Annotated in this window: 18 protein-coding genes; 17 read left to right on the forward strand and 1 reads right to left on the reverse strand. The window is 62.7% G+C overall.

Annotation, left to right across the window (positions count from 1 at the left end; genetic code table 11):
- Window positions 1-53 precede the first annotated feature (53 nt).
- The 4 genes from NMQ16_RS11420 (at window position 54) to greA (ending at window position 7,737) form a co-directional block, all read left to right on the forward strand.
- Window positions 54-2,639, forward strand: coding sequence for a response regulator (locus NMQ16_RS11420; protein ID WP_257080789.1), 2,586 nt, complete (start codon window positions 54-56; stop codon window positions 2,637-2,639).
- Between the two features lie 182 nt (window positions 2,640-2,821).
- Window positions 2,822-3,964 (forward strand): glutamine-hydrolyzing carbamoyl-phosphate synthase small subunit, encoded by a 1,143-nt coding sequence (carA, locus tag NMQ16_RS11425; RefSeq protein ID WP_257080790.1) that lies wholly within the window; start codon window positions 2,822-2,824, stop codon window positions 3,962-3,964.
- 82 nt (window positions 3,965-4,046) lie between these two features.
- Window positions 4,047-7,262: a carbamoyl-phosphate synthase large subunit gene (gene carB, locus NMQ16_RS11430; RefSeq protein WP_257080791.1), complete on the forward strand. Its 3,216-nt coding sequence runs from the start codon at window positions 4,047-4,049 to the stop codon at window positions 7,260-7,262.
- Window position 7,263: 1 nt separating this feature from the next.
- On the forward strand, window positions 7,264-7,737 hold the full coding sequence (gene greA / locus NMQ16_RS11435; RefSeq protein ID WP_257080792.1) for a transcription elongation factor GreA: 474 nt from the start codon (window positions 7,264-7,266) through the stop codon (window positions 7,735-7,737).
- A gap of 24 nt (window positions 7,738-7,761) precedes the next feature.
- Here the strand turns inward: greA and NMQ16_RS11440 are convergent, their stop codons facing one another.
- Window positions 7,762-8,217, reverse strand: a complete 456-nt coding sequence (locus NMQ16_RS11440; RefSeq protein ID WP_257080793.1) for a YhbY family RNA-binding protein — start codon at window positions 8,215-8,217, stop codon at window positions 7,762-7,764.
- 34 nt (window positions 8,218-8,251) lie between these two features.
- On the opposite strand from NMQ16_RS11440, the gene NMQ16_RS11445 reads away from it, so the two are divergent.
- The 13 genes from NMQ16_RS11445 to NMQ16_RS11505 all read left to right on the forward strand — a co-directional run bounded on the left by NMQ16_RS11445 (window position 8,252) and on the right by NMQ16_RS11505 (window position 20,726).
- On the forward strand, window positions 8,252-8,884 hold the full coding sequence (locus NMQ16_RS11445) for an RlmE family RNA methyltransferase (protein WP_257080794.1): 633 nt from the start codon (window positions 8,252-8,254) through the stop codon (window positions 8,882-8,884).
- Window positions 8,885-8,987: 103 nt separating this feature from the next.
- On the forward strand, window positions 8,988-10,874 hold the full coding sequence (gene ftsH / locus NMQ16_RS11450; protein WP_306441801.1) for an ATP-dependent zinc metalloprotease FtsH: 1,887 nt from the start codon (window positions 8,988-8,990) through the stop codon (window positions 10,872-10,874).
- Window positions 10,875-10,935: 61 nt separating this feature from the next.
- Window positions 10,936-11,793, forward strand: coding sequence for a dihydropteroate synthase (gene folP / locus NMQ16_RS11455; RefSeq protein ID WP_257080795.1), 858 nt, complete (start codon window positions 10,936-10,938; stop codon window positions 11,791-11,793).
- Between the two features lie 13 nt (window positions 11,794-11,806).
- Complete coding sequence (glmM, locus tag NMQ16_RS11460) at window positions 11,807-13,162, forward strand: phosphoglucosamine mutase (RefSeq protein WP_257080796.1); 1,356 nt, start codon at window positions 11,807-11,809, stop codon at window positions 13,160-13,162.
- 132 nt (window positions 13,163-13,294) lie between these two features.
- The gene (locus NMQ16_RS11465) at window positions 13,295-14,566 is read left to right on the forward strand and encodes an O-acetylhomoserine aminocarboxypropyltransferase/cysteine synthase family protein (protein ID WP_257080797.1); all 1,272 of its coding nucleotides are present in this window, start codon (window positions 13,295-13,297) and stop codon (window positions 14,564-14,566) included.
- A gap of 113 nt (window positions 14,567-14,679) precedes the next feature.
- Window positions 14,680-15,678, forward strand: a complete 999-nt coding sequence (locus tag NMQ16_RS11470) for a PstS family phosphate ABC transporter substrate-binding protein (protein WP_257080798.1) — start codon at window positions 14,680-14,682, stop codon at window positions 15,676-15,678.
- A 92-nt stretch (window positions 15,679-15,770) separates the two neighbouring features.
- Window positions 15,771-16,727, forward strand: a complete 957-nt coding sequence (pstC, locus tag NMQ16_RS11475; protein WP_257080799.1) for a phosphate ABC transporter permease subunit PstC — start codon at window positions 15,771-15,773, stop codon at window positions 16,725-16,727.
- 3 nt (window positions 16,728-16,730) lie between these two features.
- The gene (pstA, locus tag NMQ16_RS11480; RefSeq protein WP_257080800.1) at window positions 16,731-17,654 is read left to right on the forward strand and encodes a phosphate ABC transporter permease PstA; all 924 of its coding nucleotides are present in this window, start codon (window positions 16,731-16,733) and stop codon (window positions 17,652-17,654) included.
- A gap of 34 nt (window positions 17,655-17,688) precedes the next feature.
- Window positions 17,689-18,474 (forward strand): phosphate ABC transporter ATP-binding protein PstB, encoded by a 786-nt coding sequence (gene pstB, locus NMQ16_RS11485; protein ID WP_257080801.1) that lies wholly within the window; start codon window positions 17,689-17,691, stop codon window positions 18,472-18,474.
- Window positions 18,475-18,565: 91 nt separating this feature from the next.
- On the forward strand, window positions 18,566-19,321 hold the full coding sequence (tpiA, locus tag NMQ16_RS11490) for a triose-phosphate isomerase (protein WP_257080802.1): 756 nt from the start codon (window positions 18,566-18,568) through the stop codon (window positions 19,319-19,321).
- Window positions 19,322-19,330: 9 nt separating this feature from the next.
- Window positions 19,331-19,696 (forward strand): preprotein translocase subunit SecG, encoded by a 366-nt coding sequence (secG, locus tag NMQ16_RS11495; RefSeq protein ID WP_257080803.1) that lies wholly within the window; start codon window positions 19,331-19,333, stop codon window positions 19,694-19,696.
- A 146-nt stretch (window positions 19,697-19,842) separates the two neighbouring features.
- Window positions 19,843-20,199: an NADH-quinone oxidoreductase subunit A gene (locus NMQ16_RS11500; RefSeq protein WP_069039991.1), complete on the forward strand. Its 357-nt coding sequence runs from the start codon at window positions 19,843-19,845 to the stop codon at window positions 20,197-20,199.
- A 50-nt stretch (window positions 20,200-20,249) separates the two neighbouring features.
- Window positions 20,250-20,726: an NADH-quinone oxidoreductase subunit B family protein gene (locus NMQ16_RS11505; RefSeq protein ID WP_018411439.1), complete on the forward strand. Its 477-nt coding sequence runs from the start codon at window positions 20,250-20,252 to the stop codon at window positions 20,724-20,726.
- Window position 20,727: the final 1 nt, after the last annotated feature.

Here is a 20,727-nt window from a genome sequence, read left to right on the forward strand (position 1 = left end):
GCCCGCCGTTGTACGGCCGTTAATTCAACAGGTTCTACCTGTCCCGGATTTCCATGCACCCAGCGCTGTCCTCCCTGTTGCTGCAGCACCTCGGCCTGCCATCGATCGATGAAGCCGATATTGCGAAATGGCTCGCGGGCAGGCCGTCAGCCGCCTCGCTGGCCGAATCGCTGCAGCGCATCGACCAGTTGCTCGAGGCCGGCGACACAACCGATGCATCGCGCCACCTCTGGCGATGGGTGCCGTCGAGTTCGCGCTTCGAGGTGTCGGCCGAGTTCAAGGCGGCACTGGGTTACGGCCCGACCGATCTGCCGGATCTGCTTCCGGTATGGCGCGACATCGTGCATGCCGACGACGCCGCCGCCTTCGATCAGTGGCTCGAAGACAGACTGGCCAGCATGGCGGACGACGCATCGATGGATTGCCGCTTCCGGCACGCCGATGGCCGCACGGTCTGGGTCAGGCTTGAAGCCGGCTCGTCCGAGCGCGACGAACGCGGCCGCGTCATCCGGGTATCGGGTCATCTCGGCCAGCTCGATGCACGCCGGCAGGCCGAAATAGAACTGCTGCTGGCAAAGGAAAAGGCGGAGGCGGCCAGCCGGGCCAAAAGTGACTTCCTGGCCAACATGAGCCATGAAATCCGTACCCCGATGAACGGCATCATGGGCATGTCCGAACTGATGCTCGACACCACGCTCGACAGCGAACAGGCCGAATACGTGCGTGCCATCAAGACGTCGGCCGATGCGCTGCTGGTCATCATCAACGACATCCTCGACTTTTCGAAGATCGAAGCCGGCAAGCTGGCAATCGAACAGGTCGAGCATTCGGTCGGGGAGGTGGTCGGCGACGCTGCGCGCGGCCTTGCCATCGCGGCGCAGCACAAGGGGCTGGAGCTTTACTGCCGTCTGTCGCCCGATCTGCCGGTGCGCATGCTGGGTGACCCCGGGCGCCTGCGGCAGATTCTGGTCAATCTGATCGGCAACGCCGTCAAATTTACTTCGCGCGGTGAAATCGAGATCGGCTGCGAGACAACAGGGACCCCCGTCAGCTGTGGCAGCGAGGTCGAACTGCATGTCTGGGTGCGCGATACCGGGATCGGCATCGACACCGCGAAGCAATCCGTGGTGTTCGAAGCGTTTGCGCAGGCCGACACGTCAACCACGCGGCGCTTCGGTGGCACCGGGCTCGGACTGGCCATCTGCAACCGTCTCGTGTCGCTGATGGGTGGCCGTCTGTGGCTGGACAGCGTGCCCGGGCAGGGCTCGACCTTTCACTTCACGCTGCGCGGCATGGTGATCGAGCAGGCCACGCTGCCGGCGCACTTTCGCCGTTTCGCAGGTCGCCACGTGCTGCTGCTCGAAGACCACCTGCCCTCACGCGGCGTCGTGGCGGCCATGCTGGGCGACATGGGCGCCTCGGCGCTGGCGGTCAGCTCGGTCCAGGCGGCGCGCCAGGCACTCAAGCAGGCGCATGAATCAGGGCGTCCCTTTGACATCCTGCTGGTTGACCGCACCTTGCCGGATGCCGACGCCTTCGACTTCATTTCCGCCTTCTGCGAGGGGCCGAACCGGCTCAACCGCGTCGTGATGATGTTCAGCGGCTCCAATCAGGCGGCCGACAACGCGCATGCCCGTTCGCTGGGTGTGCGCGGCCGTCTGCACAAGCCGTTTTCGGCGAACGAACTGGCCGGCGCGCTGGCCGAGGCGCTCGCCACCCAACCGGACGACGCCGCACCGGAAATGGATGACTTCGCTTTCGCCATCGGAGACCTCGATATCGAGCGCTCGCTGGCGCACGAAGGCATCGGCAATGCGCGCAAGCGGCGTGTGCTGCTGGCCGAAGACAATCCGGTCAATCAGCTGGTCGCCGTACGGACACTTGAACGCGCGGGTTATGTCGTAACGGTCGCGTCCAATGGTCAGGAAGCGCTGGATCTTCTGGAGCGCGACCACTTCGAGGTCGTGCTGATGGACGTGCAGATGCCGGTCATGGGCGGCATCGAGGCGACGCGCGCCATCCGGGCGCGCGAACAGCGACGTTCCTGGGTGGTCGATACCGACAATGTCCAGCACATGCCCATCATCGCGATGACCGCCAATGCGATGAAAGGTGACCGCGAGCTGTGCCTGGAAGAGGGCATGGATGACTACATCAGCAAGCCGGTCAAGGCGGACGAACTTCTGGCGACGCTGGAGCGTGTGCTTTCGCGCAGCGAATCCGACGGCACGCCGGTCAGTACCGATTTCAACGGTATGGTGGTCGATGCGGAGCCGGCCGAATCGCCGGTGATCGATATCTCACATACGCTGGAAACACTGGAAGGTGACCGCGCGATGGCCTTGCGCGTGATCGATGTGTTCCTCGGCGAGCTGCCGGAGCTGCGCAGCGGCCTCAATGTTTGCATCCAGCTGGAGGACAGCGCCGGCGTTGCCCGCATCTGTCATCGCCTGCGGGGTTCCCTGTCGGTATTCGGCGCCGCGCCGGCCGAAGCCGCTGTATCGAAGCTCGAGGACAGCGCCCGCGTGGCCGACTTGCCGGCGCTGGTCAGCCAGCACGAGAAGGTGGATGTCCATCTCGCCAGGTTGTCCGAAGCGCTGCTCGACGCGCGCGATGCAGTGATGGCGCCCGCGGCCTAGGAGCCTGCCGCGCAGACGTCTGGCTGGCTCCGGTACAAGGGGCGCCCGCGAAATTGCGCGGCGCACCACCGGCAAGGTATAATTCGAACATTAGCGGGAGCGCCCAGACCGGCGTCTCCCGCTTCGCATATGTGGCGCTTGCGTGCGCCGCCGTCCCCCGAACAGATTTCAGGAGTTATTACGTGTCCGCCCATGCGCCCGCGCTGCTCGCACTCGCCGATGGATCTGTCTTTCACGGCAAAAGCATCGGAGCGGAAACGATCACCACGGGCGAGGTGGTGTTCAACACCGCGATGACCGGCTATCAGGAAATCCTGACCGACCCGAGCTACACCCGTCAGATCGTCACGCTGACCTATCCGCACATCGGCAACACCGGTATCAACCACGAAGACGTCGAAGCCGGCCGCGTATTTGCCGCCGGTCTGGTCATTCGCGACCTGCCGTTGCGTTCGTCCAACTTCCGCAGTCACCAGACGCTGGACGCCTATCTGCGGGAGCAGGGCATTGTCGGCATCGCAAACATCGATACCCGCAAGCTGACACGCGTGCTGCGCGAAAAGGGCGCGCAGAGCGGCTGCCTGATGGCCGGCAAGGTCGATGCGGCCGAGGCCGTTGCCCAGGCAAGGGCGTTCGCCGGCCTGTCCGGCATGGATCTGGCGAAAGTCGTCAGTGCCAGGGAGGCTTACGAATGGACTGAGGGCGAGTGGCAACTCGGCCGCGGTTTCGTGATGCCGGCCGCCACCCCGCGTCATGTCGTGGCCTACGATTTCGGCGTCAAGCGGAACATCCTGCGCATGCTTGCCAGCCGCGGCTGTCGGCTCACCGTAGTGCCGGCGCAGACGCCGGCAGACGTGGTTCTGGCGATGAAACCTGATGGCGTTTTCCTGTCGAACGGCCCGGGAGACCCGGAGCCCTGCGATTACGCGGTGTCCGCCATCCGGACCTTCCTCGATCGCAGGGTGCCGACTTTCGGCATCTGCCTCGGCCATCAGCTGATGGGCCTCGCTGCGGGGGCCCGAACGTTGAAGATGAAGTTCGGCCACCATGGTGCGAACCATCCGGTGAAGGACAACGATTCCGGCCGCGTGCTGATCACCAGCCAGAATCATGGCTTTGCGGTGGATCCCGCGACGCTGCCGGCCAATGTGCGCGTGACCCATGTATCGCTGTTCGACGGCAGCCTGCAAGGCATGGCCTGGACCGACCGTCCGGCCTTCTGCTTCCAGGGTCACCCGGAAGCCAGCCCGGGGCCACATGACGTGGCCTACCTGTTCGACCGATTCGTGAAGATGATGGAGGAGGGGGCAGGGAAGCGGGGCTAGAGGCTGGAGAGCGCGCGGCGGCCATGCCGCCCCGATGTTTCCCCTAGACCCTGAACCCCTGTCCCTGGCCCCTCAAAGACAAATGCCCAAACGTACAGACATTCAAACCATCCTGATCATCGGCGCCGGCCCCATCGTCATCGGTCAGGCCTGTGAATTCGACTACTCCGGCGCCCAGGCCTGCAAGGCCCTGCGCGAAGAGGGTTACCGCGTCGTGCTGGTCAACAGCAACCCGGCAACCATCATGACCGACCCGGGCATGGCGGATGTGACCTATATCGAGCCGATCACCTGGCAGATGGTCGAGAAGATCATCGAAAAGGAACGCCCGGACGCCCTGCTGCCGACCATGGGTGGTCAGACCGCGCTGAATTGCGCGCTTGATCTGGCCCGTCACGGCGTGCTCGACAAGTACAAGGTCGAACTCATCGGTGCCAAGCAGGAAGCGATCGACAAGGCCGAGGACCGCGAGAAGTTCAAGCGCGCGATGACCAGGATCGGCCTGGGCTCTGCCCGCTCGGGCATCGCCCATTCGCTGGAAGAAGCCCTGCAGGTGCAGGCCAGCATCGGCTTTCCGGCCATCATCCGCCCGTCCTTCACGATGGGCGGCAGCGGCGGCGGTATCGCCTACAACCATGAAGAATTCGTCGAAATCTGCAAGCGCGGGCTCGAAGCCTCACCGACCAGCGAACTGCTGATCGAGGAATCGCTGCTTGGCTGGAAGGAATTCGAGATGGAGGTCGTGCGCGACAGCGCCGACAACTGCATCATCGTGTGTTCGATCGAAAACCTCGATCCGATGGGCGTGCACACCGGTGATTCGATCACCGTGGCGCCGGCGCAGACGCTGACCGACCGCGAGTACCAGATCATGCGCAACGCGTCGATCGCGGTGCTGCGCGAGATCGGCGTCGATACCGGCGGATCGAACGTGCAGTTTTCGATCAATCCGGAAGATGGCCGGATGATCGTCATCGAAATGAACCCGCGCGTGTCGCGCTCGTCGGCCCTGGCGTCCAAGGCGACCGGTTTCCCGATCGCCAAGATCGCCGCCAAGCTGGCGGTGGGCTTCACGCTGGATGAGCTGCAGAACGACATCACCGGCGGTGCGACCCCGGCGTCCTTCGAGCCGTCGATCGACTATGTGGTCACGAAGATTCCGCGCTTCGCGTTCGAGAAGTTCCCACAGGCCAATGACCGTCTGACCACGCAGATGAAGTCGGTCGGAGAAGTGATGGCGATGGGCCGCAGCTTCCAGGAATCGATGCAGAAGGCGCTGCGCGGTCTGGAAGTCGGCGTATATGGTTTCGACGAGATCGAATCCGACCCTGACGAGATGGAGCGCGAACTGGCGCTGCCCGGCCCGAACCGGATCTGGTACGTCGGCCAGGCCTTCCGCGACGGCATGAGCCTGGATGCGGTGCATCAGCTGACCAAGATCGACCCGTGGTTCCTGGCCCAGATCGAAGACATCATCCTGACCGAGCGCGCCTTCTTCGGCCGCAGTCTGAAGAGCGTCGACGCCGCGACGATGCGCGACCTCAAGCGCAAGGGTTTTGCCGACCGCCGGCTGGCCCGGCTGTTCCAGTGCGACGAAACGGCGCTGCGCCTGCACCGGCAGACGCTGGGCGTGCGCCCTGTATATAAGCGGGTGGATACCTGCGCGGCGGAATTCGCGACCGACACCGCCTACATGTATTCGACCTATGAGGACGAATGCGAATCCAACCCGACGTCGGCGCGCAAGATCATGGTGCTGGGCGGAGGTCCGAACCGCATCGGCCAGGGCATCGAATTCGACTACTGCTGCGTGCACGCGGCGCTCGCGTTGCGCGAGGATGGCTACGAAACCATCATGGTCAATTGCAATCCGGAAACCGTATCGACCGACTACGACACGTCCGATCGGCTGTATTTCGAGCCACTGACACTGGAAGACGTGCTGGAAATCGTCGCAATCGAGAAGCCGGTCGGCGTCATCGTGCAGTTTGGTGGCCAGACGCCGCTGAAGCTGGCGCGTGACCTGGAGGCCAACGGCGTGCCCATCATCGGCACCAGCCCGGACATGATCGATGCCGCGGAAGATCGCGAACGCTTCCAGAAGCTGCTGCAGGAACTGGGGCTCAGGCAGCCGCCGAACCGCACGGCGCGGGCCGAAGACCAGGCGGTGCGTCTGGCGGCGGAAATCGGCTACCCGCTCGTCGTCCGTCCGAGCTATGTGCTGGGCGGCCGGGCGATGGAAATCGTGCACCAGCAGTCTGACCTCGAACGCTACATGCGCGAGGCGGTCAAGGTCAGCAACGACTCGCCGGTGCTTCTCGACCGCTTCCTGAACGATGCGACCGAAGTCGACGTCGATGCCTTTTCCGACGGCACCCAGGTGATCATCGGCGGCATCATGGAGCACATCGAGCAGGCGGGCGTGCATTCGGGCGACTCTGCCTGCTCCCTGCCGCCGTTTTCGCTCACGCCCGAACTGTGCGACGAATTGCGTCGCCAGACCGAGCTGATGGCGCGCGGTCTCAATGTGGTGGGCCTGATGAACGTGCAGTTCGCAATCCAGCGCGACGCCACCGGCGACACCGTGTATGTGCTGGAAGTGAATCCGCGTGCCTCGCGCACGGTGCCCTTCGTTTCAAAGGCCTGCGGGCTGCCACTGGCCAAGATTGCCGCACGCTGCATGGCCGGCCGTTCGCTGGCGGATCAGGGCGTCACGCGCGAAGTCGTGCCGCCGTACTTCTCGGTCAAGGAAGCGGTATTCCCCTTCGTCAAGTTCCCGGGGGTGGACACCATCCTGGGTCCGGAAATGAAATCGACCGGTGAAGTGATGGGCGTCGGGCGCACTTTCGGCGAAGCCTTCGTGAAAAGTCAGCTGGCCGCCGGCGTCAAACTGCCGCGCAGCGGCAAGGCCTTCATCTCGGTGCGTCCGGCCGACAAGCCCAAGGCGGTCGATGTGGCGCGCGAACTGCACGAACTCGGCTTCACGCTGGCCGCGACACGCGGCACCGCGGCAGCGATTGCGGCCGCCGGTCTGCCGGTGACCGCGGTCAACAAGGTGAATGAAGGCCGCCCGCACATCGTCGATATGATCAAGAATGATGAAATTACTTTCATCGTGAATACCGTGGATGAAAAGCGCAGTGCAATCAACGACTCGCGTTCAATCCGCACGAGCGCGCTGGCGAGCCGGGTGACCCTGTTCACGACGGTCGAAGGGGCGCGTGCCGCGTGTGCAGGCATGCGCATTTCCGAACTCGAAACTTACGCGCTGCAGGCTCTGCATGCGCAGATGGACTGACATGAGCGTACCTCTTACCGTGGCTGGTGCCGAAAAGCTGAAGCTGGAACTGCACCGCCTGAAAACCGTAGATCGTCCGGGCGTGATCGCCGCAATTGCCGAAGCACGCTCGCATGGCGACCTGTCCGAAAACGCCGAGTACGACGCGGCGAAGGAGCGTCAGGGTTTTGTCGAGGGGCGCATTCAGGAAATCGAAGGCAAACTCGCCAACGCGCTGGTCATCGATCCGAAGACGCTGGACGCCGAAGGTCGAGTGGTTTTCGGTGCAACGGTCGATCTGGAGGACGTCGGAGCCGGCAAGCCGGTCAGCTACCAGATCGTCGGAGACGATGAAGCCGACCTGAAGGCGGGCATGATTTCGGTGAATTCGCCGATCGCCCGTGCGCTGATCGGCAAGTATGCGGGCGATATGGCCGAGGTGCAGGCACCCGGTGGCGTGCGCGAGTACGAAATCGTGGATGTGCGCTACGTCTGAAAAACCGCCGCCGCGGCCGGGCGCTTACCGGCCGCGCGCCTTGAAGGTGCTGGCGGGTTTGGCGTTGCGCGCCACACCGCGTCGACCGGCGACCGGCTTGGCCGGTTTGCTGCGTGTCGGAACCGGTTTGCCGGCAGAGGGCTTGTCGCCTGCATTGGCACGCGTCTTGCGCACCGGTGCGGCAGGCGGTGCCGCCACGACGTGCAGTTCAGGATTCGGGCGGTACAGCACGAGAATGTTGCCGATGCGCTGGATCGGCGCCGCGCCGAGCGCCTCGCAGGCCGCTGTCAGCCAGGCGTCGCGCTGTTCGCGCTCGGCATCGAACACCCTCACCTTGATCAGTTCGTGCGAATTCAACGCGAGCTCGATCTCCTTCAGAACGGCATCCGTCAGCCCGTTCTGGGCAATCATCACGACCGGTTTGAGCGGATGGGCGCTGGCGCGAAGGGCGCGGCGTTCGTCAGGCGAAAGAGTCAACATGTGCTTAATCCGTAAAGGCGCGCAAGTCTAAGTCATGGCAAAGAACAAAACCAGCCGCCAGTGGGTGCACGACCACATCAACGATCCTTACGTCAAGCAGGCGCAAGCGCAGGGCTATCGTTCGCGCGCCGCCTTCAAGCTGCTGCAGATCGACGAGCGCGACCGCCTGCTCGGCCCCGGCAAGGTGGTGGTCGATCTGGGCAGCACGCCCGGCGGCTGGTCGCAGGTGGCGGCGAAGAAGACTTTGCCGGGCGGTCGCGTGATCGCGCTCGACCTGCTGCCGATGGAGCCCGTGACCGGTGTTCATTTCATCCAGGGCGACTTCCGCGAAGACGATACGCTCGGCCAGCTGGTGTCGGCACTGGACGGTCGGCCGGTCGGGCTTGTATTGTCGGACATGGCCCCCAATCTGACCGGAATCGCGCTGACCGATCAGGCACGTTCTATCCACCTGCTGGAACTGGCGCTGGAATTTTCCCGCGAATACCTGAAGAGTGGCGGAGACATGCTCGTAAAGGTATTCCAGGGCACCGGCTTCGATGCGTTGCGGCGCGACATGGAACAGCTTTTCGACACGGTGTCCGTGCGAAAACCTGACAGTTCGCGCGACCGCAGTGCAGAGGTGTATCTTCTGTGTCGCGGCAGGCGCGGCGATCCGTCTGCCTGAAAAGTCGTGCCCCGGACCCGGAACATAAAGCGCCTTGTCTGGTCTGTCTGTTGCTGCATTGATCCGGCCGGTTCCCCGGCCATCGTGATACTGAGGAACTGCCTTGAACAACATGTTCAAAAATCTAGCAATCTGGCTCGTCATCGGCATCGTGCTGATGACGGTTTTCAACCAGTTCAACCAGCGCCAGACAGCACAAGGCACGGTCGAGTATTCCGAATTCCTTGACGAGGTCAAGGCAGGGCGCATTGCGAAGGTTGAAATCCAGGGCCGGACGCTGAATGCTGCGACCGTGGATGGCAAGCGCATCACCTCCTACGCGCCGCCGCAGGACATCTGGCTGGTCAGCGATCTGCTGAAGAGCAATGTCAAGGTGGTCGCGAAACCGGAGGAAGAGCAGAGCTTCCTGATGAGCATTTTCGTATCGTGGTTCCCGATGCTGCTGCTGATCGGCGTCTGGATCTTCTTCATGCGTCAGATGCAGGGTGGCGGCCGTGGCGGCGCGTTCTCGTTCGGCAAGTCAAAGGCCCGGCTGCTCGATGAATCGACCAATACCATCACGTTCGTCGATGTCGCGGGCTGCGACGAGGCGAAGGAAGAAGTGGTCGAACTGGTCGAATTCCTGCGTGATCCGTCGAAATTCCAGAAACTGGGTGGCCGCATTCCCAAGGGTGTGCTGCTGGTCGGTTCACCCGGCACCGGCAAGACGCTGCTCGCGAAGGCGATCGCCGGAGAAGCCAAGGTTCCCTTCTTCTCGATTTCGGGCTCGGATTTCGTTGAAATGTTCGTCGGCGTGGGCGCGGCGCGCGTACGCGACATGTTCGAACAGGCCAAGAAGCAGGCGCCCTGCATCATCTTCATCGACGAAATCGATGCGGTCGGTCGTCAGCGCGGTGCCGGCATGGGTGGCGGCAACGACGAGCGCGAACAGACGCTGAACCAGTTGCTGGTCGAAATGGACGGCTTCGAAGGTCAGACCGGCATCATCGTGATCGCCGCGACCAACCGTCCGGACGTGCTCGATCCGGCACTGCTGCGCCCGGGCCGCTTCGACCGTCAGGTGGTGGTGCCGCTGCCGGATATCCGCGGTCGCGAACAGATTCTTGCGGTGCACATGCGGAAGGTGCCTCTGGCACCCGACGTCAAGGCGGAAATCATTGCCCGCGGTACGCCGGGTTTTTCCGGTGCCGATCTGGCCAATCTGGTCAATGAGGCGGCGCTGTTCGCTGCGCGCGGCAACAAGCGTGTGGTCGACATGGAAGACTTCGAGCGCGCCAAGGACAAGATCATCATGGGTGCCGAGCGCCGCACGATGGTCATGGACGAGGAAGAAAAGCGGAATACCGCCTATCACGAGTCCGGCCACGCAGTCGTCGGCATGCTGCTGCCCAAGTGCGATCCGGTCCACAAGGTGACGATCATCCCCCGTGGTCGTGCGCTGGGCGTGACCATGTCGCTGCCCGAGAAGGACCGCTACAGCTACGACAAGGAATACTGCCTGCAGCTCATTTCGATGATGCTGTCAGGGCGCATCGCAGAAGAGATATTCATGCACCAGATGACCAACGGTGCGGCAAACGACTTCCAGCGCGCAACCGATCTGGCTCGCAGGATGGTGACGCAATGGGGTATGTCGGATCTGATGGGCGCCATGGTGTATGGCGAGGAGGAGGGCGAGGTTTTCCTCGGCCGTTCGATGGCCACCCACCGCAACATGTCGGAAACGACCATGCAGCGCGTGGATGCTGAAATCCGCCGAATCATCGATGACCGTTACGCCGAAGCGCGGCGCCTGCTCGAAGAGAACCGCGACAAGGTCGAAGCGATGACCCAGGCACTGCTGGACTTCGAAACCATCGACGCCGACCAGATCGACGATGTGATGAACAGCCGGCCGGTTCGCCCGCCGAAGCCGACGTCGCGTCCGCCGAAGCCGTCGGCCGATGGCAACACGCCGGGCGCCGCCCCGAGCGCTGCTGCGCCGGCCTGATCGACGCCGTGCTGCAACCCCGACCGGAGGCTGATGCCTCCGGTTTTCTTTTGTGAGCGCCATGAACACATCGTCCGCCGCCAGAAGCTTTCACTGCGGTGACTACCGCCTTCCGCTCGACCACCCGCTGATCATGGGCATCATCAATGCCACGCCGGATTCATTCTCGGGCGACGGCGTGGCCTTCGACCTCGAACGCGCCGTGGCGCAGGCTCAACAGTTCATCGCCGATGGCGCAGACGTGCTGGACATCGGTGGCGAATCGACCCGTCCCGGCTCCGATCCGGTCTCTGCGGAAGAAGAACTGCGCCGGGTCGTACCGGTTATCGAAGCGCTGTCCGGCCTGGGCGTGCCGCTTTCGATCGACACCTGGAAGCCGGAGGTGATGCGGGCAGCTCTGGCCGCGGGTGCGTCGCTGGTCAATGACGTCAACGGTCTGCGCGCACCCGGCGCACTGGACGTTGTCGCAGCAACCGATGCCGGCGTGTGCATCATGCACATGCAGGGCACGCCACAAACCATGCAGGTTTCGCCGAGTTATGCCGATGTATGCCGTGAAGTGACTGATTTCCTTCTGCAAAGCGCGCAGCGGGCGCAGGATGCGGGCGTTGTCCGGTCGCGGATCATGCTCGATCCGGGTTTCGGTTTCGGCAAGACCTCAGCACACAACCTGGAATTGATCCAGGGGCTGACCGATCTGGCCGGATGCGGTTACCCGTTGCTGGTCGGTCTGTCCCGCAAATCCGTGCTGGGGCGGCTGACCGGGCGCCCGGTGTCCGACCGGACCGCGGCGAGTATCGCGGCGGCGCTGGCTTCGGTGGCGCGTGGGGCATGGATGGTACGGGTACACGATGTGGCGGCGACGCGCGACGCGCTGGCTGTCTGGCAGGTCGCAGGGATTTTCCCCGACTGCCCTTGAGGAGACAAACAAGATGTCGAGACGTTATTTCGGTACTGATGGCGTGCGTGGCCGTGTGGGTCAGGCGCCGATCACCCCCGATTTCGTGATGCGGCTCGGCTATGCAGCCGGACGCGTGCTGGTGGCCACCGAACACCTGCCAGCCGGAGAGCATCCGGCGGTGCTGATCGGCAAGGACACGCGGGTGTCGGGCTACATGCTCGAAGCCGCCCTGGAAGCGGGCTTTGCTGCAGCCGGGGTTGATACCATGCTGGCCAAGGTGGTGCCGACACCGGCCGTCGCCTATCTGACACGTGCGTTGCGCCTGCAGGCAGGCGTCGTGATCAGCGCCTCTCACAACCCGTTCGAAGATAACGGGATCAAGTTCTTCTCCGCGCGCGGCACCAAGTTGCCCGACGAGGTCGAACTGCAGATCGAGGCATTGCTCGACGAACCGATGGGCTGCATGGAGTCGTCGCGACTGGGCAAGGCGCGCCGCATCGAGGATGCACCGGGTCGCTACATCGAGTTCTGCAAAAGTACTTTTCCGACCGAACTCGATCTGCGCGGGCTGAAGATCGCGGTCGACTGCGCGCATGGTGCGGCGTACTCGATCGCGCCCAAGGTATTCCACGAACTGGGTGCCGAAGTGGTTTGCGTGGGTTGCAGCCCGAACGGCATGAACATCAATGACGGCGTGGGTGCCACGGCGCCGGCATCGCTGTCCGCGGCGGTCCGCACCTACGGTGCGGATATCGGCATCGCGCTGGACGGCGACGCCGACCGCCTGATGATGTGCGATGCCTCCGGCCGAATCTACGATGGCGACGAACTGCTGTACGTGATCGCCGGCCAGCGGCTGCGCGAAGGCCGGCTGAACGGTGTGGTCGGCACGCTGATGACCAATCTGGCGCTGGAGCATGCACTGCACGAAATGGGTGTCGGTCTGGCGCGCGCCAAGGTCGGCGACCGCTACGTGCTCGAAGCGCTGCACAAGCAGGGCTGGCGCCTGGGTGGCGAGAATTCCGGTCACATCATCGACCTCGATCGCCATACGACGGGTGACGGCATCGTCGCTGCACTGCAGGTGCTCGCGGCGCTGCGCTCGCAGGACGTGAGTCTCGATCAGGCCTGTTCCGGACTTAAGCTCTATCCGCAGAAGCTTGTCAATGTGAAGCTTCGCCCGGGATTCGACTGGTCCAAGGCGCCGATCATCGATCAGACGCGCATCGAAGTCGAAGGTGAACTTGCCCAGCGTGGTCGCGTGCTGCTGCGTCCGTCGGGCACCGAGCCGTTGTTGCGCGTCATGGTCGAAGGTCAGGATGCGGCGGAAGTCGGTCGGCTCGCGCTGCGACTGGCCGAAGTCGTCAAGTCCGCGATGGCTGCCTGACGGCCCCTCGGTCTTCGTCAGAAAATGCCGCCTCCGCACGTGCGGGGCGGCATTTTGTTTTGCTGCACCGCTTTTGTGCGAGCGGCCTGTCGCGTGTAGATTTCCGCCCTTCAAGTCAGGGAGGACACTACCATGCGTTTCGACACGCTCGCCATCCACGCCGGGTATTCGCCGGATCCGACCACCAAGGCGGTGGCGGTGCCGATCTATCAGACCACCAGCTACGCCTTCGACGACACCCAGCACGGGGCCGACCTGTTCGACCTCAAGGTTCGCGGCAACATCTACACCCGCATCATGAACCCGACCAACGACGTGCTGGAACAGCGCGTCGCCGCCCTCGAAGGCGGCATCGGGGCGCTGGCGCTGGCCTCCGGCCAGGCGGCGATCACCTACGCGATCATGACCATCGCCGAGGCGGGCGACAACATCGTCGCCACGTCCGCGCTGTATGGCGGCACCTACAATCTGTTCGCACACACGCTGCCGCAGTACGGCATCGAGGTGCGCTTCGTCGATGCGGCCGATCCGGCCTCGGTTGCGGCGAAGATCGACGCCCGCACGAAAGCGGTGTTCTGCGAGTCGATCGGCAATCCACTCGGCAATGTGGTCGACTTCGCTGCCTTCGCCGAAGTGGCGCACCACGCCGGCGTGCCGCTTATCGTCGACAACACCGTGCCGTCGCCCTGGCTGACACGGCCGATCGAACACGGCGCCGACATCGTCGTGCATTCACTGACCAAGTACATGGGCGGTCATGGCACCAGCCTCGGCGGCATCATCGTCGACGGTGGCCGGTTCCCATGGGCCGAACACAAGGCGCGCTTTCGCCGGCTGAACGAACCGGAAGTAAGCTATCACGGCGTGATCTACACCGAGGCGCTGGGGCCGGCAGCGTATATCGGCCGGGCACGCACGGTGCCGCTGCGCAACATGGGCGCGGCGATTTCGCCGTTCAACAGCTTCCTGATACTGCAGGGACTCGAAACGCTGGGGCTGCGCATGGACCGCCACTGCGAGAACGCGACCGTGGTTGCCCGTCATCTGCAGTCGCATCCCAAGGTCGAATGGGTCAATTACGCCGGCTTGCCGGAGCACGCGAGCCACGGTCTGGTGCAGCGCTATTTCGGCGGCAAGGCGTCCGGGCTGCTTACCTTCGGCGTCAAGGGCGGTCGAGAGGCCGGGGCGCGCTTCCAGGACGCGCTGAAGCTGATCACCCGGCTGGTCAACATCGGCGACGCCAAGTCACTGGCCTGCCATCCGGCTTCGACCACCCACCGCCAGTTGTCGCCGGACGAGCTGAAGCGGGCCGGCGTGTCTGAAGACATGGTGCGCCTGTCGATCGGCATCGAGCACATCGACGACATCGTGGACGATCTGGAACAGGCGCTGCAGACCGTTTGATGACGCTCTGACGGGTGGTTCGATCAATTGTTACACCTTCACATGGTTGTAACATAGCCTTCATAGACTGCGAAGGTCGCATCGAAATCGATGACACCTTACGGAGACTACTGATGAACGTACGCAAGATCGCCACCCTGACCGCCGCCCTTGGCGCCCTGTTTGCATCCGGCTCGGCTCTCGCTCAGGCGCTGATCAAGATCGACGGTTCCAGCACCGTATTTCCGGTGACCGAAGCGGTTGCCGAAGAATTCATGAAGCTGAAGAAGGGCAAGGTGCAGGTGACCGTGGGGATTTCCGGCACGGGCGGCGGCTTCAAGAAGTTCTGCCGCGGCGAAACTGCGATCCAGGACGCTTCGCGCCCCATCCTCGAGAAGGAAATGGCGGATTGCAAGGCGGCAGGCATCAAGTACATCGAGCTGCCGGTTGCGTTCGACGCACTGACCGTCGTGATGAACCCGAAGAACACCTTCCTGAAGCAGGCGACCGTCGAAGAACTGAAGAAGATGTGGGAGCCGGCCGCCCAGGGCAAGATCACCAAGTGGAATCAGGTCAATCCGGCCTGGCCCGATGCGCCGATGAAGCTGTTCGGCGCTGGTGCCGACTCGGGTACCTTCGACTACTTCACCGAAGCCATCGTCGGCAAGTCCAAGTCCAGCCGTGGCGATTTCACCGCGTCGGAAGATGACAACGTGCTTGTGCAGGGCGTGTCGCGCGACGTCAATGCGATTGGCTACTTCGGTTACGCCTACTACGCGGAAAACAAGGACAAGCTGAATGCGGTGCCCATCGTCAATCCGAAGACCGGCAAGGCAGTGCTGCCGTCGCTCGAAGCGGTGATTGCCGGCGAATACCAGCCCCTTTCGCGTCCGATCTTCATCTACGTGAATGCGGCTGAAGCGAACCGACCGGAGGTGAAGGAGTTTGTCGATTACTACCTCAAGGAAAGCGCGGAACTCGTCAAGGAAGTTAAATACGTTCCGCTGACGCCTGCTGACTACAAGCATGCGCATGAAAACTTCGAAAAGCGTCGTACCGGTACGGCTTTCGGTGGTGTTGCCGAGGTGGGTGTGACGATATCTGAACTGCTCAAGCGCGATCCTAAGGAATAACAATCGCGCGCTGCGGCCCCGGGGTCTTTCCCGGGGCTTTTTGTTGTCCAGTCGCCGCAATTGCCGGTGGCCGATAGAATGAGCGCCCCACAATGTCCGCCAACGCCCCGCCTATGTCAGCACCTTTGTCGAGTGCGCCCGATACGGTCAGCGACCGCTTGCGCAAGCGCGCATCCCGTCACGTCAAGGAACGGCTGATCGAATTTGTCCTTTTCGGCGCAGCGTCGATTTCGGTGATCACGACGATCGCCATTGTCTATGTACTGTTCAACGAATCGCTGACGTTGTTCGAGCACGTGTCGTTGTGGGATTTCCTGACCGACACGCAATGGACGCCGCTGTTCGACGACGCCCACTACGGCATCATGGTGCTGTTGTCCGGCACCCTTACCAGTTCGTTTGTCGCACTGGCAGTGGCCCTGCCGCTGGGCACCATCATCGCGATCTACCTCTCCGAATTCGCATCATTCAAGACGCGCGAAATTGCCAAGCCCTTTCTTGAGCTTCTCGGCGGCGTGCCCACCATCGTTTATGGCTATTTCGCGCTGACGGTAGTGACACCCATTCTGCAGAAGATCTACCCGGAACTTCCCGGCTTCAGCCTGCTTTCGGCGGGTCTGGTGATGGGCATCATGATCATTCCCTACGTCAGTTCACTTTCGGAAGACGCGATGCGCGCGGTGCCGATGAGCTTGCGCGAGGGCTCTTATGCAATGGGGGCGACCCGTCTGCAGACCGCGCTGCGCACCGTGGTGCCGGCGGCGACATCCGGTATCGCCTCGGCCTACATCCTGGGTATTTCGCGGGCAGTCGGCGAAACGATGATCCTTGCCGTCGCTGCCGGCATGCAGCCCAATCTCACGCTGAACCCGTTGGAGCCGGGCGCGACCATCACGTCCTACATCGTGCAGGTTGCCCTGGGCGACTTGCCGCATGGCTCGATCGGATACCAGACGATCTTTGCGGCCGGCCTGACGCTGATGCTGCTGACCCTGTGCTTCAACCTGCTTGGCTATTACCTGCGCAAGCGTTTCCGTGAGGTGTACTGAGCGATGAATCAACAGGATATCCAGGCCATTCGGGCCATGATCACGCGCCATAAGCGGTGGGACATGATGTTCGGCCTGCTGGGCTTGCTGGCATTGATGATCGGTGTGCTGACCTTCACCGCATTGTTTGCCGAAATGGCGATCAAGGGCGCCGAGCGCCTTGACTACGATTTCTTCACCAGCTTTCCGTCTCGCCGCGCAGGCAGCGCCGGCATCCTTACGGCTTGGGTCGGCACCATTCTGGTCATGATCGTGACAGCGATGTCCGCCGTGCCGCTCGGCGTCGCAGCGGGTATCTACCTTGAGGAGTACGCGCCGAAGAACTGGGTGACGGACATCATCGAGATCAACGTGACCAACCTCGCAGGCGTGCCCTCCATCGTGTATGGCCTGCTGGCGCTTGGGTTGTTCGTCTACAAGTTCGGTTTCGGTCAGAGCGTGCTGTCGGCCGGCCTGACGCTGGGACTGCTGATCCTGCCGGTGGTCATCGTTGCGACCCGGGAATCCATCCGCGCCATCCCGCAGATGGTGCGTGAGGGTTCGTATGCCTGTGGCGCCACCACATGGCAGACGGTGAAGGACCACATCCTGCCGTACTCGAGTGCCGGCATCCTGACCGGCATCATCATCGGCATGGCCCGCGCGATCGGTGAAACCGCGCCCATCATCACGATCGGCGCGCTCACCTTTATCGCGTTCCTGCCGCCTGCGCCGATCGGTGACGTCGCGCCCTTCATCAATTTCGATTGGCTGCTTGCGCCCTTCACGGTCATGCCTATCCAGATGTTCAACTGGACATCCCGCCCGGAAGCCGCCTTCCAGGTGAATGCGGCAGCGGCCGGCTTCGTGCTCGTGCTGATGACGCTCGCCATGAATGGCACTGCAATCTGGCTGCGCTATCGTCTGCGCCGCAACATCAAGTGGTAAGCGGCATCGCCCCCTGCATCCTGAGAGACCTGACATGAATACCGTGACCGACGCGAGCATCGCCACCAAGGCCGAGGTACAGAACCTCGATTTCCACTACGGCGCCTTTCATGCCCTGAAGGGCATCAACATGCCGGTTCACGAGAAGAAGGTGACGGCGCTGATCGGCCCGTCGGGTTGCGGCAAGTCGACGCTGCTGCGCTGCTTCAACCGCATGCACGATCTGTATCCGGGTAACCGCTACGACGGCAAGATCATTCTGTACCCGGACAACACCAATCTGCTCGACCAGGACGTCGATCCGATCGAGGTGCGCATGCGCATCAGCATGGTGTTCCAGAAGCCGAATCCCTTTCCCAAGTCGATTTACGAGAATGTCGCCTATGGTCTGCGCGTGCGCGGCGAAAAGCGCCGTTCGGTGATCGACGAACGGGTCGAGGAAGCGCTGCGCGGCGCGGCACTGTGGGAAGAGGTCAAGAACCGCCTGAACGAGCTGGGTGCCAATCTGTCCGGCGGGCAGCAGCAGCGGTTGTGCATTGCGCGCGCACTGGCGACCGATCCGGAAATCATCCTGTTCGATGAGCCCACATCGGCGCTCGATCCGATCGCCACCGCCAGCATCGAGGAGCTGGTGACCGAACTGAAGGACAAGGTGACCATCCTCATCGTGACCCACAACATGCAGCAGGCGGCGCGCGTCAGCGACTACACCGCCTACATGTTCATGGGCGAACTGATGGAATTCGGCCTGACCGACCAGATATTCATCAAGCCGCAACGCAAGGAAACCGAGGACTACATCACCGGTCGATTCGGCTGACCTGCGTCCGTCCGACGTGCGAACCCCGGATTTTTGCGCAGCCATGCGCTAGAATCCGGGGTTTTGCTTTTGGCAGGTGACTGTGGCGGCGATGCGAACACTGGTCGTAGGCAATTGGAAGATGCATGGCTCGAAGTCGGCCAACACTGAACTGCTCGAGGCCTTGCGCGATGCGCCGGCCCCGGGTTTCCCGGTGGCGGTCTGCGTGCCGTTTCCCTATCTGCATCAGGCAGCCGATCTGCTTTCGGGGTCCTCTGTTGGCTGGGGCGCCCAGAATCTGAGCGAACACGCACAGTACGGCGCCTACACGGGCGAAGTGTCTGGAGCAATGTTGAAGGATTTCGGCTGTCGCTACGTGCTGGTTGGCCATTCCGAGCGGCGCGCGCTGTACGGCGAGAGCGACGCGCTCGTCGCAGCCAAGACAGAAAGCGCACTGGCAGCTGATCTGATCCCGGTTCTTTGCTTGGGCGAAACGCTGGACGAGCGCGAACGTGCCGTGACCGAGTCCGTGGTCGAGCGGCAGCTGACGGCGGTCCACCAGCGTATCGGAAGCGAGGCCCTGGCGCGCTGCGTCATTGCCTATGAACCCGTTTGGGCCATCGGCACCGGCGTGACCGCCACACCGGCGCAGGCGCAGGCGGTGCACGCCTTCATTCGTGCGCGCCTCGAAGCACTGTGCGGTTCGGCAGTCGCAGCGGGTGCATCGATTCTTTATGGCGGCAGTGTCAAGCCGCAAAACGCAGCCGAACTTTTCAGCCAGCCTGATATTGACGGCGGTCTTATTGGCGGCGCGGCGCTGGTGGCGGGGGACTTCCTCGCCATCGTTGCAGCTGCTGCTGCATCCTGAGGTGATTTGATGGGCATCGTTTTTTCAGTCGTACTTTCGATCCACGTTCTGGTCGGAATTGCCGTGATCGTTCTTGTGCTTCTGCAGCATGGCAAGGGCGCCGACATGGGTGCCGCGTTCGGCGGTGGTGCATCGGGCAGCCTGTTCGGCTCGTCGGGTTCGGCCAACTTCCTCAGTCGCGCCACCGGCGCGCTGGCTGCCGTGTTCTTCTGCACCAGTCTCGCGCTGAGCTACATCGCGACCAATCAGCCGCGCTCTGGCGCGAGTTCGGTCATCGACGCTGCCAAGAGTGTGACGGTTCCTGCCGCACCGGCTGTGCCTCAGGCCCCGGAAGCGCAGAATCCCGATTCGAAGGCTGCCGATATCCCCAAGTAGGTTTCGGCTGATGTGAAACGCGCTATACTCCGCGCGTTTCACGCTGCAGTGCAACGTGATGCAGGGTCCATCCGGCCCTGCGTCGATGCCGGCCCCGGACTACTCACCGTGTCGCCGGAACAGTTTTTACGCATGAACAACCCGTCATGTTGATCGAATATTTCCCGGTCCTGCTGTTCATCCTGATCGGTGTCGCCTTTGGTTTCGTGCCGATGCTCGCCGGCAAGCTGGTCGGACCCAGTCGTCCCGACCCCGAAAAGCTATCCCCTTACGAATGTGGCTTCGAGGCGTTCGAAGATACGCGGATGAAGTTCGACGTCCGCTATTACCTCGTGGCCATCCTGTTCATCCTGTTCGACCTTGAAATCGCCTTCCTCTTCCCGTGGGCCATCGTGCTCGAAGAGATCGGCATGTTCGGTTTCGTGGCGATGATGATCTTCCTCGGCATCCTCGTTGTGGGGTTTGTCTACGAATGGAAGAAGGGCGCACTAGACTGGGAATGAAGGCGCTGGCTGTTCCCCCGGTACTTGCAGTTTTTTCGACGGATTGAGCGATGAGCATTGAAGGTGTACTGCAGGAAGGCTTCGTCACGACGCAACTGGACAAGCTGATCAACTGGACGCGTACAGGATCGCTGTGGCCGATGACATTCGGCCTGGCCTGTTGTGCCGTCGAGATGATGCAGGCCGGTGCGTCGCGCTATGACCTTGATCGCTTCGGCATCGTGTTCCGTCCCAGCCCGCGCCAGTCTGATCTGATGATCGTCGCCGGCACGCTGTGCAACAAGATGGCACCGGCGCTGCGCCGTGTTTATGACCAGATGCCCGAGCCACGCTGGGTGCTGTCGATGGGGTCATGCGCCAACGGCGGCGGTTACTACCATTATTCCTATTCCGTGGTGCGCGGCTGTGATCGCATCGTGCCGGTGGATGTCTATGTGCCGGGCTGTCCTCCGACAGCCGAGGCGTTGATTTACGGTCTGGTGCAACTGCAGAACAAGATTCGTCGCACCAGCACGATCGCGCGTTGAA

Origin of the sequence: Methyloversatilis sp. XJ19-49, assembly GCF_024580145.1 — a bacterium.
GTDB lineage: Bacteria > Pseudomonadota > Gammaproteobacteria > Burkholderiales > Rhodocyclaceae > Methyloversatilis.

Coding starts and splice junctions, on each gene's coding strand:
- NMQ16_RS11445 (WP_257080794.1), top strand. CDS start 8,252: ATGGCAAAGAACAAAACCAGCCGCCAGTGGGTGCACGACCACATCAAC.
- glmM (WP_257080796.1), top strand. CDS start 11,807: ATGTCGAGACGTTATTTCGGTACTGATGGCGTGCGTGGCCGTGTGGGT.
- NMQ16_RS11465 (WP_257080797.1), top strand. CDS start 13,295: ATGCGTTTCGACACGCTCGCCATCCACGCCGGGTATTCGCCGGATCCG.
- NMQ16_RS11470 (WP_257080798.1), top strand. CDS start 14,680: ATGAACGTACGCAAGATCGCCACCCTGACCGCCGCCCTTGGCGCCCTG.
- NMQ16_RS11420 (WP_257080789.1), top strand. CDS start 54: ATGCACCCAGCGCTGTCCTCCCTGTTGCTGCAGCACCTCGGCCTGCCA.
- tpiA (WP_257080802.1), top strand. CDS start 18,566: ATGCGAACACTGGTCGTAGGCAATTGGAAGATGCATGGCTCGAAGTCG.
- carB (WP_257080791.1), top strand. CDS start 4,047: ATGCCCAAACGTACAGACATTCAAACCATCCTGATCATCGGCGCCGGC.
- NMQ16_RS11505 (WP_018411439.1), top strand. CDS start 20,250: ATGAGCATTGAAGGTGTACTGCAGGAAGGCTTCGTCACGACGCAACTG.
- folP (WP_257080795.1), top strand. CDS start 10,936: ATGAACACATCGTCCGCCGCCAGAAGCTTTCACTGCGGTGACTACCGC.
- pstC (WP_257080799.1), top strand. CDS start 15,771: ATGTCCGCCAACGCCCCGCCTATGTCAGCACCTTTGTCGAGTGCGCCC.
- pstB (WP_257080801.1), top strand. CDS start 17,689: ATGAATACCGTGACCGACGCGAGCATCGCCACCAAGGCCGAGGTACAG.
- NMQ16_RS11440 (WP_257080793.1), bottom strand. CDS start 8,217: ATGTTGACTCTTTCGCCTGACGAACGCCGCGCCCTTCGCGCCAGCGCC.
- NMQ16_RS11500 (WP_069039991.1), top strand. CDS start 19,843: ATGTTGATCGAATATTTCCCGGTCCTGCTGTTCATCCTGATCGGTGTC.
- pstA (WP_257080800.1), top strand. CDS start 16,731: ATGAATCAACAGGATATCCAGGCCATTCGGGCCATGATCACGCGCCAT.
- secG (WP_257080803.1), top strand. CDS start 19,331: ATGGGCATCGTTTTTTCAGTCGTACTTTCGATCCACGTTCTGGTCGGA.
- greA (WP_257080792.1), top strand. CDS start 7,264: ATGAGCGTACCTCTTACCGTGGCTGGTGCCGAAAAGCTGAAGCTGGAA.